Source organism: Arthrobacter sp. TJ-236 (assembly GCF_058269235.1).
On sequence record NZ_JBZCNI010000003.1, the window covers coordinates 115860 to 130074 of the forward strand.

At 68.9% G+C, this 14215-nt stretch carries 16 protein-coding genes and 1 tRNA gene; 9 read left to right on the plus strand and 8 right to left on the minus strand.

Going from position 1 to position 14215, the window contains the following annotated elements; translation table 11 throughout:
• Positions 1–2 precede the first annotated feature (2 nt).
• Complete coding sequence (locus AC4D16_RS12740; protein WP_490949859.1) at positions 3–518, minus strand: gluconokinase; 516 nt, start codon at positions 516–518, stop codon at positions 3–5.
• A 178-nt stretch (positions 519–696) separates the two neighbouring features.
• Between AC4D16_RS12740 and AC4D16_RS12745 the strand changes: the two genes are divergently transcribed.
• Positions 697–1509, plus strand: a complete 813-nt coding sequence (locus tag AC4D16_RS12745) for a FadR/GntR family transcriptional regulator (RefSeq protein ID WP_490955263.1) — start codon at positions 697–699, stop codon at positions 1507–1509.
• 164 nt (positions 1510–1673) lie between these two features.
• On the opposite strand, the gene AC4D16_RS12750 is transcribed toward AC4D16_RS12745, so the two are convergent.
• Complete coding sequence (locus AC4D16_RS12750) at positions 1674–2168, minus strand: Dps family protein (protein ID WP_490949857.1); 495 nt, start codon at positions 2166–2168, stop codon at positions 1674–1676.
• Between the two features lie 207 nt (positions 2169–2375).
• Between AC4D16_RS12750 and AC4D16_RS12755 the strand changes: the two genes are divergently transcribed.
• Positions 2376–2921, plus strand: coding sequence for an SRPBCC family protein (locus tag AC4D16_RS12755; RefSeq protein ID WP_490949856.1), 546 nt, complete (start codon positions 2376–2378; stop codon positions 2919–2921).
• Positions 2922–3000: 79 nt separating this feature from the next.
• Here AC4D16_RS12755 and AC4D16_RS12760 read toward each other — a convergent pair whose 3' ends face one another.
• The 4 genes from AC4D16_RS12760 to AC4D16_RS12775 form a co-directional block, all read right to left on the minus strand.
• Positions 3001–3222 carry a hypothetical protein gene (locus AC4D16_RS12760; protein ID WP_490949855.1) on the minus strand — a complete coding sequence of 74 codons (222 nt, stop codon included), beginning with the start codon at positions 3220–3222 and terminating at the stop codon, positions 3001–3003.
• Between the two features lie 101 nt (positions 3223–3323).
• Positions 3324–4121 (minus strand): SDR family oxidoreductase, encoded by a 798-nt coding sequence (locus AC4D16_RS12765; RefSeq protein WP_490949854.1) that lies wholly within the window; start codon positions 4119–4121, stop codon positions 3324–3326.
• A 103-nt stretch (positions 4122–4224) separates the two neighbouring features.
• The gene (locus AC4D16_RS12770; protein WP_490950126.1) at positions 4225–4689 is read right to left on the minus strand and encodes an Hsp20/alpha crystallin family protein; all 465 of its coding nucleotides are present in this window, start codon (positions 4687–4689) and stop codon (positions 4225–4227) included.
• 217 nt (positions 4690–4906) lie between these two features.
• Positions 4907–4980, minus strand: a tRNA-Val gene (locus AC4D16_RS12775).
• Between the two features lie 134 nt (positions 4981–5114).
• Here AC4D16_RS12775 and AC4D16_RS12780 point away from each other — a divergent pair.
• From AC4D16_RS12780 to nhaA, 5 genes are all read left to right on the plus strand, one after another.
• The gene (locus tag AC4D16_RS12780) at positions 5115–5366 is read left to right on the plus strand and encodes a DUF2630 family protein (RefSeq protein ID WP_490949853.1); all 252 of its coding nucleotides are present in this window, start codon (positions 5115–5117) and stop codon (positions 5364–5366) included.
• Positions 5366–6034 (plus strand): haloacid dehalogenase type II, encoded by a 669-nt coding sequence (locus AC4D16_RS12785; protein ID WP_490955264.1) that lies wholly within the window; start codon positions 5366–5368, stop codon positions 6032–6034. The genes AC4D16_RS12780 and AC4D16_RS12785 overlap by 1 nt, the downstream gene beginning before the upstream one ends.
• Before the next feature lie 168 nt (positions 6035–6202).
• Positions 6203–7618, plus strand: coding sequence for a TrkH family potassium uptake protein (locus tag AC4D16_RS12790; protein ID WP_490955265.1), 1416 nt, complete (start codon positions 6203–6205; stop codon positions 7616–7618).
• Between the two features lie 7 nt (positions 7619–7625).
• On the plus strand, positions 7626–8309 hold the full coding sequence (locus AC4D16_RS12795; RefSeq protein ID WP_490950125.1) for a potassium channel family protein: 684 nt from the start codon (positions 7626–7628) through the stop codon (positions 8307–8309).
• A 101-nt stretch (positions 8310–8410) separates the two neighbouring features.
• Positions 8411–9799 carry a Na+/H+ antiporter NhaA gene (gene nhaA / locus AC4D16_RS12800; protein WP_490955266.1) on the plus strand — a complete coding sequence of 463 codons (1389 nt, stop codon included), beginning with the start codon at positions 8411–8413 and terminating at the stop codon, positions 9797–9799.
• 80 nt (positions 9800–9879) lie between these two features.
• On the opposite strand, the gene AC4D16_RS12805 is transcribed toward nhaA, so the two are convergent.
• Together AC4D16_RS12805 and ku are read right to left on the minus strand one after the other, a co-directional pair.
• Complete coding sequence (locus AC4D16_RS12805; RefSeq protein WP_490955267.1) at positions 9880–10128, minus strand: hypothetical protein; 249 nt, start codon at positions 10126–10128, stop codon at positions 9880–9882.
• Positions 10128–10967 carry a non-homologous end joining protein Ku gene (gene ku, locus AC4D16_RS12810; protein ID WP_490955268.1) on the minus strand — a complete coding sequence of 280 codons (840 nt, stop codon included), beginning with the start codon at positions 10965–10967 and terminating at the stop codon, positions 10128–10130. Before ku ends, AC4D16_RS12805 begins: the two co-directional genes overlap by 1 nt.
• Positions 10968–11025: 58 nt before the next feature.
• Between ku and AC4D16_RS12815 the strand changes: the two genes are divergently transcribed.
• Positions 11026–11520, plus strand: coding sequence for an SRPBCC domain-containing protein (locus AC4D16_RS12815; protein ID WP_490949847.1), 495 nt, complete (start codon positions 11026–11028; stop codon positions 11518–11520).
• Between the two features lie 93 nt (positions 11521–11613).
• Positions 11614–14178, plus strand: coding sequence for an ATP-dependent DNA ligase (locus tag AC4D16_RS12820; RefSeq protein ID WP_490955269.1), 2565 nt, complete (start codon positions 11614–11616; stop codon positions 14176–14178).
• Positions 14179–14215: the final 37 nt, after the last annotated feature.

The following is a 14215-nucleotide window of genomic DNA, read 5'->3' on the forward strand; positions in this document are numbered from 1 at the left end:
GGTCAGGTGCTGCGGAGGTCGAGCTCGGAGACGACGCGCTCCGTGACCTCGTCGGGGGTTCCGATGTTCTCGATCTTCACGCCGTGCTCGTCGGGTTCCAGTGGCTCGAGCGTGCTGATCTGCGAGGGCAGGAGGGACTGCGGCATGAAGTGGCCGGTGCGGGTCTTCATGCGGTCGAGGATCAGGTTCGTGTCCCCGATCAGGTGGACGAAGCTGGTGGTGCCCTCTGCCTGCGTGAGGACGTCGCGGTAGGAGCGCTTGAGGGCCGAGCAGGTCACCACGGTGCTCCGACCGGCCTGCGCCTGCTCGGTCATCCACGCCTGCATGGCGTCGAGCCACGGCCAGCGGTCCTCGTCCGTCAGGGGGGTGCCGGCGGACATCTTCTCGATGTTGGCGGCCGGATGGAACTCGTCCGCCTCGGCGAAGACCCACCTCAGGCGCTCGGCGAGCCGGGTGGCGATCGTGGTCTTGCCGGATCCCGAGATCCCCATCACCACGATGTGGCGCGGTGTTCCCATGCTGACTCCTTCGTCGGTGCACTCGATGCGTGCTGTGCGCTGCATCACGATTCGGCAAAGGTATCACCTTTGATTTCTGAAAAGTAGTACCTTTCGAAGCCCGGATGATCGCCCTAGGGTGGGGTGATCACCCTCTGCCGTGCGTACATGGCGGCCGACGTTCTCCCGGAGGAGGAGCATGACAGCGCAGTCGATGCCCCCGCTCCTGCCTGCGGGCCACGGGGAACAGAAGGAACAGAAGGAACAGGCAGCGGGAACGATGCCGACCGCAGGCACGTCGTCATCGGCCGCTGAGGCGAAGGGACCCGCGACGGCGACGGTGTTCCACACGCGGATCATCGATGCCCTGGGTCAGGACATCGTGGACGGCGTCATCGCTGCCGGGTCCCGCCTCACGATCGAGGGACTGCAGCAGCGGTTCGGTGTCTCACGCACCGTCGTCAGGGACTGCATGCGCGTCCTCGAGGCCATGAACCTGATCGTCCCGCGGCGGCGTGTGGGGCTCGTGGTCCAGGCGCCCTCGCAGTGGAACGTGTACGAGCCGCGCGTGATCCGCTGGCGCCTGAACGGGCCGGGCCGTGATGACCAGTTCCGGTCCCTCACGCAGCTGCGGCGCGCCGTCGAGCCCGTCGCGGCGGCGCTCGCCGCCGAGAACGCCACACCCGCCCAGAGGGACCGCCTCGACCACCTGGGCCGCGAGCTGCGCCGCCTGGGCGAGAGCGGCGAGCTGGAGACGTTCCTCGAGATCGACATCGAGTTCCACGCCCTGATCCTCGAGGCCAGCGGCAACGAGATGTTCGTCGCGCTGCGGCAGGTCATCGCTGAGGTGCTCTCGGGGAGGACTCACCAGGGCCTCATGCCGCAGAATCCGAGGGAGCACGCCCTGCACAGCCACGAGCAGGTGGCCGCGAATGTCCTCGTGGGGGACGCTGCCTCCGCCGAGCAGCACATGGCATCCCTGCTGGCGGAGGTCCGGAGCGCGATCACCTGACCGAGGTCCGTACGTGGCCCGACGCCGGGACGCGGCGGCGCTCGAACGCGATGCACCGGGACTGCACCGGGACTGCACCGGAACGCGACGAGGGAGGCACCCTCGGGTGCCTCCCTCGTCCTGCGATCCGTGTGCCCGTGATCGGGCGAGATCTCACACCGTCGTCAGACGGTCGCGTGCTCGGTTCCCACGGGGGTGACGACCTCCGCCGTCGGTTCCATGTTCTCGGCGTCGACCATCCAGGCGTACTGCTCGAGCTTGCCGATGAAGCCGTGGAGCAGGTCCGCCGTGGTGGGGTCCTCCTCGTCGATCTGGTCGTGGACGTCGCGCATGGTCTTCACGGCCGCGTTCAGCATGTTGACCACGAGCCCCACGGTGTCCTTGGTGGACACGAGGCCGGACGGGAAGGGCTGGATCTTCGTGCCCTCGGCCACGGCCACGCTGCGGCCGTCGGGTACGGCGTGCAGGGCGCGCATGCGCTCGGCCATCTCGTCGGCGAAGGCACGGGCGTCGTCGATGATCTCGTCCAGCTGCAGGTGCATGTCCCGGAAGTTCTTGCCGACCACGTTCCAGTGGGCCTGCTTGCCCTGCAGGTGGAGTTCGATGAGATCGACCAGGACGGCCTGCATGTTGTCCGTGAGGGTGGGTGAAGCCTTCATGAATCCTCCAGTGCTAGAGAAAAATACGCCGCCCGGCCGAGCACATGACGTACCGATCAGACCCGGGTGACCTTCTTTCACCCTAGACCCGTGCGTTGGCCAAATCCAACCGGTTCGGCCTACGCTAAGGGAACTTACGGTTTCGGTCACAATGCTGTTGAAGAACGGCGTCGTGGCGCTTCCGGAGTCTCTACGAAGGAGAATCTTTTGGCTTCAGTTCAGGAATCGATCGACGTAGCAGTACCGGTCACCACGGCCTACAACCAGTGGACGCAGTTCGAGAGTTTCCCGCAGTTCATGGGCGGAGTGGACTCCATCACCCAGACATCGGACACCCACACGCACTGGGTGACCAGCATCGGAGGCGTCAAGCGCGAGTTCGACGCCGAGATCACCGAGCAGCACCCCGACGAGCGCGTCGCATGGAAGAGCACGGACGGCGAATCCCATGCGGGAGTCGTCACGTTCCACCGTCTCGACGACAACCTCACGCGGCTCATGGTGCAGATCGACTGGCACCCGGAGACCTTCACGGAGAAGATCGGGGCCGTCGTGAATGCCGACACCGCCCAGGTGAAGGGTGACCTCAAGCGGTTCAAGGACTTCATCGAGAAGAGCGGCGGTGAGACGGGTGCCTGGCGCGGCAACGTGGAGGCCCCGCCGACCGGCGGTTCCGGCGGATCGCCGGCGAACGGCTCGCTGCCCGACGCATCGACGAACGACCCGGATTCGGGTGGGCCCCGCATCAGCTGATGCGTTTTTCATGACGAAGGGCGGGTCCCCTCGAGGGATCCGCCCTTCGTCATGTCGGGGCTCGTGCAGGGGCCCCGGCTCAGCCCCGGTGCACCCGGTATCCGTCGGCGCGGTGCACCAGGCGCCGCCCACCGCCGTCGTTGAGGTGGATCCACAGCACGGAGGCGTCGTCGCTGCGCATGTCCAGCACCCCGCGGAGGTGCGTGCCGGCGGGATGCTGGAGCGTGATGCGCTCGCCCCGGCGGAAGCCGGACCAGTCCTGCTGGTCTGTATCGGTGGAAGTGGTGTGTGGAGCATCCATGGCGGGCCTTTCGAAGCAGCTGGAAGCGCCACGGTATCGGGACGGACTGAACGCCACGTGAACGGCTGCTGAAAGTTGTGCCCGATGTCACACCGGAGGGGTCAGAGCGTCCGCCAGTCGTTGCTCGTGAGGTGCGAGCCGGCCTGCGGCCCCATCAGGAGCATCCCGCCGTCCACGACGAACGAGGCGCCGTTGACGTAGCTCGATGCTCCGGAGGCGAGGAAGGCGACGACGTCCGCGATCTCCTCGGGCGCACCGGGCCGGCCGAGCGGGATGCCCGGGCGTTCCATGGTGTGCGGGTCCTGGTCGGCGGAATCGTTCATGGGCGTGTTGATCTCGCCCGGCAGGACGGCGTTAGCGGTGATGCCGCGGTCCGCCAGCTCAAGGGCGATGGTGCGGATGAGGCCGCCCAGGCCGTGCTTCGAGGCGTCGTAAGCGGCGGACCCCACACGCGGCTGCTCCTGGTGCACGCTCGTCACCGCGATGATCCGGCCGCCCCGGCCGCCGTCGATCATGTGGCGGGCTGCCCGCTGGATGCACACGAAGGCGCCGTCGAGGTTGGCGCCGAGGGTTCCGCGCCACGTGTCCCAATCCGTCTCCATGAACAGCGTGCCGCCGTTGACGCCGGCGTTGTTGACGAAGACGTCCAGCCCGCCGAGCTCCCGGGCCAGCTGATCCACCACGTCACCGCAGGCGGGTGCGTCCGTGGTGTCGAGCCGCGCGACGGCGGCCCGCACGCCCTTCTCGCGGACGAGGCGCGCGGTCTCCTCCGCGCCCTCCTGGTCGGAGTGCCAGGTCACCCCCACGTTGCAGCCCGCTGCTGCGAGGGCGACGGCGGTGGCGCGGCCGATGCCGGAATCGGAACCGGTGACGATGGCTGAGGTGGGTGTGAAGTCCATGCCTTCATCCTTGGCGTCCGGCCCCCGACGTCGCAAGCCTTTTCCGGGGCCGGACGCAGCAGTACCCCCGGACGGGCGTCCGGGGGTACTGACGGGGTGGGGACTACGCCTCGACGGAGTGCTGCTGGGTCCCAGCGGGGGACTCGACGGTCGCGGTCTCGATGGGAGTGGAGGACTCCCCGCTCACGACCTCGATCTTGCGGGGCCTGGCTCGCTCGCTGACGGGGATGGTGACGCTGAGGACACCGTTTTCGTAGCGGGCCGAGATGCCTTCGGTGTCCACGCCCTGCCCGAGGTTGAGCTGGCGCAGGAACGAGCCGCTCTCGCGCTCGCGGGTCAGCCACTTCACGCCCTCCGCCCCGCGCAGGGTGCGCTCGGCGCGGATGGTCAGGAGCTGGCCGTCGACGTCGATGTCCACGGATCCGGGATCGATACCCGGGAGGTCGGCCGACAGGACGTAGTGGTCCTTCTCGCGGTAGAGGTCCATCGGCATGAGACGCAGCCCGGGACGGGGATCGAGGAGAGCGCCGGCGACGCGGTCAAGCTCACGGAACGGATCGAATTTCATGGCCACGGGAAACAACTCCTTCACAGGTTCCGCACGGTGTGCGGTAGTCGGTTCTTCGAGGTTGAGCGACCTCCGCTCAACTACGAAGATATTAGCACTCCCTATGGCCGACTGCTAAGAGATTTCCTGTTCACCGTCGACGAACACATCAGACGCAGGAAGGCCCGTACCGACGTGCGGTACGGGCCTTCCTGATGCTGTTCCCAGCAGGTGTTCGTGCCTGCGCGGGGCCTCGATCCCCGGGCCTTCCGCGTGTGAAGCGGATGCTCTACCAGACTGAGCTACACAGGCGGGTTGTTCCTGAACAGCTTAGGGCATCTCACCGGCCCGCCAAATTCGGGCGGGCCGACGCCGCTCCTAGCCAGCCTGGAAGGGCATCAGTAGCCTGAGCAGTAAGCCAGCTGACGACGACGAAGGACGGCACCATGGACGAGCACGACATCCTGCAGCGCATCCAGGCACTGGTGCAGGAGGAACACGACCTCCGCGACCAGCCCCAGGACGCGGGCGACGGCGAGGCCCACCAGGATCACGCCGTACGGCTCAAGAAGCTGGAGGAGGATCTCGACCAGTGCTGGGACCTGCTCCGCCAGCGCCGAGCCAAGGCCGACGCCGGAGAGAACCCCGCGGACGCCGGCGCCCGGCCCATCAGCCAGGTGGAGGGGTACCGCCAGTAGTGGCACCTCCCCTGATCCTCCTCGACGTCAACGAGACGCTCTCGGACATGGGCCGCATGGCGCAGCACGTCGAGGAGATCGGGGCGCCGCCCCACCTGGCGGCGCACTGGTTCTCCGCGGTGCTCCGCGACGGCTTCGCCCTGACCGTCCTCGGTGACAACCCGGCCTTCCGCACGGTGGCCGAGGGCGCACTCCGGTCCGTCCTCGCGGACCAGCCCCTCAACCGCGGGCTCGACGACGCCGTCGCGCACGTCCTCGACGCGCTGCAGGCGCTCCCGCCGCACGACGACGTCGCCGACGGCATCCGCGACCTCGCGCAGGCCGGCCACGAGGTGGTGGCACTGACGAACGGCGCGGCCGCGACGGCGTCGGGCCTTCTCGAGCGGGCGGGCGTCCGCGACCTGGTGTCCGCCGTCCTGTCCGTCGAGGACGCCCCTCTCTGGAAGCCCGCACCCGAGGCGTACGCGTACGCGCTGGGGGAACGGGGGCGGGACGCGGACGACGCCGTGCTCGTCGCGGTGCATCCGTGGGACGTCGACGGCGCCTCCCGTGCCGGTCTCCGTACTGTCTGGCTCAACCGTGGCGGAGCGCCCTACCCGCCGGCCATGACGCGGCCCGACCACGAGGTCGCACGGCTCACCGACGTGGCCGGAGCCCTCCGGGCCTGACGCCCCGTCCTGCGCGTCCGCGGGGACGAAGCCGACGGCCCACAGCATCAAGAAGCCGTAAAGACACCCTCCGGGGCCGCGCCGCTCGGGTTGAATGGCCTCTGGCCCGGGGCCCCTCCCGTGATGCCGCCACAGCGTCATCCCACCGCCGGAGGTTCGAGCGTTCCCGTGAGGCCGAGCACAGACACCCCTCGGGAAGCGCAGGCCTCCGCCGTCGTCCGCGGGTTCCTCACGCGCTCCGCCGCCTGGGCCCGCCACCTGAGCCCCCGGCACCCGGCGCAGGTGATCGTCCTCGGGTTCGCCGCGGCCATCGCCGGCGGGACCGCGCTCCTGATGATCCCGACCGCGAAGGTGGGTGCCGGCAGCGCCACCCTCCTCGAGGCGCTCTTCACCGCGACGTCCGCCGTGTGCGTGACCGGGCTGATCGTCGTCGACACCCCCGTGTACTGGACCGGGCTCGGTCACGTGATCATCCTCGCGCTCATCCAGGTGGGCGGGTTCGGCATCATGGCCTTCGCATCCCTCCTCGGGGTGCTCCTGGCGCGGCGCATGGGCTTGCGCTCGCGGCTCTCGGCCGCAGCGGAGACGAAGAGCGCGGGCATCGGCGACGTGCGGACGGTGCTGCTCGGGGTCCTGCGCATCACCCTGATCGTCGAGTCGGTGACCGCCGTGCTGCTCGCGGCCCGGTTCGGGCTCGGGTACGGCCACGGGTTCTGGGAGGCCGTGTGGCTCGGCGTCTTCCATGCCGTCTCCGCCTTCAACAACGCGGGCTTCGCGCTCTTCAGCGACAACCTGATCGGGTACGCAGGGGATCCCTGGATCTGCCTGCCCATCTGCGCGGCGGTGATCATCGGCGGGCTCGGCTTCCCCGTGCTCTTCGAACTGCGCCGCCACTTCCGCTACCCCGCCAAGTGGCACATGACCACCAAGCTCGTGCTGAGCGGCACGGTGGTGCTGCTGCTGCTGGGGTCCGCGGCAATCACCGCCCTGGAGTGGGGCAACCCGGGCACGCTCGGAGCGTTGCGGCCCGGCGAGCGGATCCTCGCGGGCTTCTTCCAGTCCACGATGACCCGCACCGCCGGCTTCAACAGCGTGGATTTCGCCGCTCTGGACCCTGTCACGCTCCTGGTCATGGACGTCCTCATGTTCATCGGCGGCGGCCCGGCAGGCACCGCCGGCGGGCTGAAGATCACCACCTTCGGTGTGCTGTTCTTCATCCTCTACACCGAGATCAGCGGAGGCACCGCCGTGAACGTCTTCGGGAAGCGCCTCCCGCGCTCGGTGCACCGCCAGGCCATCTCGATCGTGCTGCTCGCCGTGGGCCTCGTCATCGGAGCCACCATGTTCCTGATGCTCATCACCGATTTCGGCCTCGACCGCATCCTGTTCGAGGTGATCTCCGCCTTCGGCACCGTCGGGCTGTCCACGGGCATCACCGCGGGCATCCCACCCGTGGGTCAGGTGGTGCTGATCCTCGTGATGTTCGCCGGACGCCTCGGCCCCGTGACGCTGGCCTCCGCACTGGCGCTCCGCTCCAAACCCCTCTACTACGAATTCCCGAAGGAAAGGCCGCTCATTGGCTAGGCAACGCATGTTCTCCTCCCGGCCCATCGAGGCGATCGCCGCCGCCGACTCCGTGGCGGTGATCGGCCTCGGGCGCTTCGGCGGGGCGCTCGCCCTCGAGCTCGAGGAGGCGGGTACGGAGGTCCTCGGGATCGACGCCGACGAGGACATCGTCCAGTCCTACAACGGGCGCCTGACGCACGTGGTCCGCGCGGACACCACGAAGGAGGAAGCGCTGCGCCAGCTCTCCCTGCCGGAGTTCGACCGCGTGGTGGTCGGCATCGGTTCCGATCTCGAGGCGAGCATCCTCACGACGTCGATCCTCTTGCGCTTCGAGCGGCCCACCATCTGGGCGAAGGCCATCAGTGAACCGCACGCACAGATCCTCGCGCAGCTCGGGGTGGAGCGCGTGATCCGGCCCGAACACGACATGGGCAAGCGCGTGGCGCACCTGGTACGCGGCACCATGCTCGATTACGTGGAGCTCGCGGACAACTTCGCGATGGTGAAGACGAGGCCGCCGAGGGAGTACTGGGACCGCGAGCTCGGGACCACGGGCCTGCGGGCGAAGTACGGCGTCACGGTGGTGGCCGTCAAGCGCAAGGGCGGCGAGTGGGACTACACGACTGCCCAGACCACGCTGTACGACGACGACGAGATCATCGTGGCCGGTCCGACCGGCAAGGCGGAGCACTTCAGCTCGGTGGTGTGACCCGGCCGAGCCCGAGGGCCTTCTGCGGGTACGCTGGAGGTTCTGGTGAGCCGGGAAGTCTGGTCGGCGCTCACTCGAGCATGCCCGACCGAAGGACGCACATGACAGATCACCCGGATGACCACAGGACCGGCTCGACGGTCTTCTCCCGCAGCAGCTACCGCGAGCACCTGCGCATCACCACTATCCTCCGCAAGGAGACGGTGGGTGGCGCACTGCTCCTCGTCGCGACCATCCTCGCCCTGATCCTCGCGAACAGTGCCGCCGCGGACACGTACTTCTCCGTCCGCGACTTCACCTTCGGCTACGAGCCCTGGCATCTGGACCTGAGCGTCGGCACGTGGGCGGCGGACGGACTGCTGGCCCTCTTCTTCTTCCTCGCCGGCCTCGAGCTCAAGCGCGAGTTCGTGGCCGGGGACCTCAGGAAGTTCGACCGCGCGGTGGTGCCGGTCGCAGCGGCGATCGGCGGCGTGATCGTCCCCGCCCTCATCTACGTGGCCATCACGCTCAGCGCTGGGCCGGATGCCCTCCGCGGCTGGGCCATCCCCACCGCGACGGACATCGCGTTCGCCGTCGCCGTCCTCGCCGTGGTGGGCTCCTCCCTGCCGAGCGCGCTGCGTATCTTCCTGCTCACCCTCGCCGTGGTGGACGACCTCCTGGCCATCATGATCATCGCGTTCTTCTACTCGGAGGACATCCAGGTCTCGCCGCTGCTCATCGCGCTGGCACCGCTGGCGCTCTACGCGTTCCTCGCGCAGAAGTTCCCCACGTTCTTCCAGCGGAAGTCCTGGTCGTCCTGGGTGATCCTGCTGCCGCTCGCCTTCGCCGTGTGGGCCCTGGTCCACGAATCCGGTGTGCACGCCACGGTGGCCGGCGTGCTGCTCGGCTTCACCATCCCGGTGCTGCCGAAGGGCGTCGACGCCGAGGTCTACGCGATCGGCGTCGAGGACGACGACGGCCCCACCCAGGCGCACGACGTCGCCCCCGACGGCCTCGCCGACACCCTCGAGCACCGGCTGCGGCCACTCTCCGCCGGGTTCGCCGTCCCCGTGTTCGCGTTCTTCTCGGCCGGGGTGGCCATCGGTGGCGCCGAGGGGCTCGTCAACGCCTTCACCGATCCGATCGCGATCGGCATCGTCGTGGCGCTCGTGCTCGGCAAGCCCATCGGCATCCTGCTCGCCACCGTGGCGGTCACGAAGACGACCAAGGCGGCGCTCGATCCCGACCTCGCATGGGTGGACATCCTCGGGGTCGCCATGCTCGCCGGTGTCGGCTTCACCGTCTCGCTGCTCATCAGCGATCTCGCGTTCGGTCAGGGGACACCGGCCGACGACCACGCGAAGGTGGCCATCCTCGCCGGTTCGCTCATCGCGGCGCTCGCGGCTGCCGTCGTGCTCCGGACGCGCAACAAGCGCTACCGGGAGCTCGATGCGGAGGAGAAGGTCGACGCCGACAACGACGGCGTGCCGGACGTGTTCGAGGGGCGCTAGGCCGGGACCGAGCGACGACGCGGAGCCGGGGCGGGGTGGTGACCGCGCAGGGAGCGGCCCGGGTGCGGCTCAGGTGCGGCTCAGGTGCGGCGGAACAGCCAGGACAGCGTGAGGGCGCCGGCGCTGCGCCGGAAGCCGCTCCGGCCCGAGACGACCTCGAGCGCCGCCCAGATCGCCAGACATGCCGCACTCGCGGTGCGCAGGCGCTGCCTGTTCGCCTCGTCGAGTGCCATGTAGGACGCCGCGCCGAGCAATGCCCACCCGAGGATGGGGGCGTTCGGTGTCTGGACGATGGTCTGGCGGCCCAGGCTGTCGGTGAAGAAACCCATCACGCCCCCTTCTTCTTGGAGGAGCCGGCATCCTTCGTGGCGCCGGCCTTCTTCTCACGGTTCTTCTCTACGCTGCGGCGCAGGGCCTCCATGAGGTCGAGGACGTTGTCGCCGTCGTCGTCCTCCTCGCCCTTGCCGAAGGTCTCCTCCGTGTCGATGGTGTCGCCCTTCTCGATCTTCGCGTCGATCAGGGTGCGGAGCTGCGCCTGGTACTCGTCGGTGAAGTTCTCGGGGTCGAAGTCGGTGGAGAAGGAGTCCACGAGGGCCGCCGACATCTGCTTCTCCTTCGCGGAGATCCGTACCTTCTCCTCGAGGGCGGGGAAGGAGGCCTCGCGCACCTCGTCGTCCCAGAGCAGGGTCTGCAGCATGAGGACGTCGCCGCGTACCCGCAGCGCGGCGAGGCGGCTCTTCTGGCGGAGCGAGAACTGGACGATCGCCGTGCGGTCGGTCTCCTGGAGGGTCCGCCGGAGCAGTACGTACGCCTTGGTGGAGGTGCTGTCCGGCTCGAGATAGTACGCGCGGTCGTACATGATGGGGTCGATCTGGTCGCTCGGCACGAACTCGACGACGTCGATCTCGCGGCTCTTCTCCACCGGCAGCGACTTGAGGTCCTCGTCGGTGAGCACCACGGTGTGCTCGCCGTCGTCGTACGCCTTGTCGATGTTCTTGAAGTCCACGATCTCGCCGCAGATCTCGCAGCGGCGCTGGTAGCGGATGCGGCCGCCGTCCTGGTCGTGCACCTGGTGGAGCGAGATGTCGTGGTCCTCCGTGGCGCTGTAGACCTTGACCGGCACGTTGACCAGCCCGAACGCGACGGCACCCTTCCAGATGGCTCTCATGGGTCAAGTGAACACCACGCCCGGTGGGCGGACCAGAGGCCTCCTCTAGACTTGCCCGGTGACTTCAGAGACCGTAGAACCCATCGTCAGCAGGACCACGAACGACGACGGCGGGACCGTGCTCCGCCTGGAGTTCCAGTTCGCCTTCCCCCCGGCCGTCCTGTGGAAGCACCTGACGGACGCCGACAAGCTGAAGTACTGGTTCCCGTGCGAGATGGAGTTCCAGCCGCGTCCCGGCGAGGAGATCCTCTTCACGTACGCCGACCAGAAGCCCCTGCGCGGCACCGTGCTGGAGGCGGAGCGGCCCTCACTGCTCGCCTACACGTGGGAGAAGGACGCCCTCCGCTGGGAGCTCGCACGGACCCCGGACAACGGCACGCAGCTGGTCCTGCTCCTCACACCCGGGAGCGTGCGCCACTCGGCCACCATGGCCGCGGGATGGCACCTCACCATCGCCGGGCTCGACGACTTCCTGAACAAGCGCAACCTCGGGCAGGATCCATCCCTGTGGGACACCTACGTGGCCCGGTACCGGGAGCAGTTCGGGGTCTGACCCGGCTCGCGGCGGCTCGGCGGTCCCAGCTACTCGGCGGCCGCTGACAGATCCGTGCTGGACCGCCCGGGGCATCCGGTCAAGACTAGAGGAATGGCGCCCCCTCGCACGGCCACGCAGCAGACCGTCACCGTGGACGGCCGGACGCTGCGCCTGACGAACCTCGACAAGGTGCTCTACCCCGCCACGGGCACCACGAAGGCCGACGTCCTCGCGTACTACGCCGCGGTGGCGCCGCACCTGATCCTCCACGCCGGGCACCGGCCCGTGACCCGGAAGCGCTGGGTGCACGGCGTGGGGACGCCCGAGGAGCCGGGCCAGGTGTTCTTCCAGAAGAACATCGATGACAATGCCCCGGCCTGGGTGCCGCGGAACGGGATCCAGCACAAGGACCACGTCAACGTGTACCCGATGGTGGACGACCTCGGGACGCTCACCTGGCTGGGGCAGATCGCGGCGCTCGAGATTCACACGCCGCAGTGGCGCTTCGCGCCCGACGGCGGCAAGGGCAACGCGGACCGGCTGGTACTGGACCTCGACCCGGGGCCGGGTGCGGGGCTCGCCGAGTGCGCGGAGGTGGCCCTGCTGGCGCGGCCCATCCTGCAGGACATGGGGCTGGAGCCGTTCCCCGTCACCAGCGGCTCCAAGGGCATCCACCTCTACTGCGCGCTCGACGGGCGGCAGACCTCGGAGCAGGTGTCCGCCGTCGCCCACGAGCTGGCGCGCGCCCTGGAGGCCGACCACCCCGATCTCGCCGTGAGCGACATGAAGAAGGCCCTGCGGTCCGGCAAGGTCCTCGTGGACTGGAGCCAGAACAACGCGAACAAGACGACGGTGAGCCCCTACTCCCTGCGCGGCCGCTTCGAACCGACGGTCGCCGCACCGCGGACCTGGGACGAGATTGCGGAGGACGGCCTCGCGCAACTCGAGTACCACGCGGTGGTGGAGCGCATCGGCACATTGGGGGACATCCTCGCCCCGGCGACCCCACCCCTACCCGGGCCCGACGGCGGTACCGCTCCGCAGGACCGCCTCTCCACCTACCGGGCCATGCGTGATGCGGACCGGACCCCCGAGCCGGTGCCGGACGCCGTGGGTCCCACCGGCGGCAACAGCTTCGTGATCCAGGAGCACCACGCGCGGCGCCTGCACTACGACTTCCGGCTGGAGCGCGACGGTGTCCTCGTCTCCTGGGCCATCCCCAAGGGCCCGCCCACCACGCCGAACAAGAACAACCTCGCCGTGCAGACCGAGGACCACCCCCTCGACTACGGCAGCTTCGAGGGAACTATTCCCAAGGGGGAATACGGCGGCGGCGAGGTGACGATCTGGGACGCCGGCACCTACGAGGCGGAGAAGTGGCGTGAGGGCAAGGAGGTCATCTGCACCCTTCGCGGGAAGGCGGACGGCGGCCTGGCGCAGGGTGGCGCGGCGATCCGGCGGTTCGCCCTGATCAACACCGGGGGCGGACGCTCCGGCAAGAGCAACTGGCTGATCCACCTGATGAAGGAGCAGCCCGCAGAGGCGGAAGGCACAGGTTCACGGGAACCTGGCGACACGGGAGGCGCACCCGTTCATGCCGATAGCGGAATGGATGGGGCAGAGGCACAGGCCGAGAGCGCCTCGCCGGCGTCCGAGGTATTCGGACGCACACCCGATCGGCGCCGGGCGGCAACCGGCAAGCGCGTCGCCGATGCGGTGCGCCCGATGCTGGCCACGCTCGCGCCCGGTGTCACCCTGCCCGATCCGGAGGACTGGGCGTACGAGATGAAGTGGGACGGCGTGCGCTGCATCGCCACGGTGCGCGACGGCGAGGTCACACTCGCGAGCCGCAACGGCATCGACACCACGGGCACCTACCCCGAGCTCTCAGACCTGGCCGATCACGTGAGTGCTGACCGCGCCGTCCTCGACGGCGAGATCGTGGTGCTGGACGCGAGGGGGCGCCCCGACTTCGGGCTCCTGCAGACGCGGATGAAGCTCACCCACAGCTCCGAGATCGACGCCGCCCGGCGGGTGACCCCGGTGCGGCTGATGCTCTTCGACCTGCTGGACCTCGACGGCAACGACCTCACGGGCCTCCAGTATCGGCAGCGCCGGGAGCTCCTCGAGAGGGCGGTGGACCCCGCAGAGGACGGCCACGTGCAGGTGCCGCCCGCCCTCGACGCGACGCTCGAGGAAGCCGTGGAGGCGAGCAGGCAGCTCGGCCTCGAAGGCATCATGGCCAAGCGTCTGGCAAGTGACTACCAGCCCGGCGCCAGATCCTCCTCCTGGGTGAAGATCAAGCACGTGCACACGCAGGAGGTGGTGGTGGTGGGGTGGCGGCCGGGACGCGGCAACCGGTCCGCCACCATCGGATCCCTGCTGGTGGCCGTGCCCGACGGCGTGGACCTCCGGTACGTGGGCCGCGTGGGGTCCGGGCTCACGGAGCGGGACCTTGCCGAGGCGGGTGCGCGCCTGAAGAAGCTCGCCCGGAAGACCGCGCCGCTGGCGGACGTGCCGAGCGCCGATGCGTCCGACGCCCACTGGGTGCGGCCGGCGCTCGTGGGAGAGGTGCAGTACAGCGAGCACACCGGGTCGGGGCGGCTGCGTCATCCGGTGTGGCGGGGATGGCGACCGGACAAGACACCGTCCGACGTCGTCGTCGAGTTGGCGTGACCTAAGACAGAAGCCGTGACCGGAAACAGAAGAATCA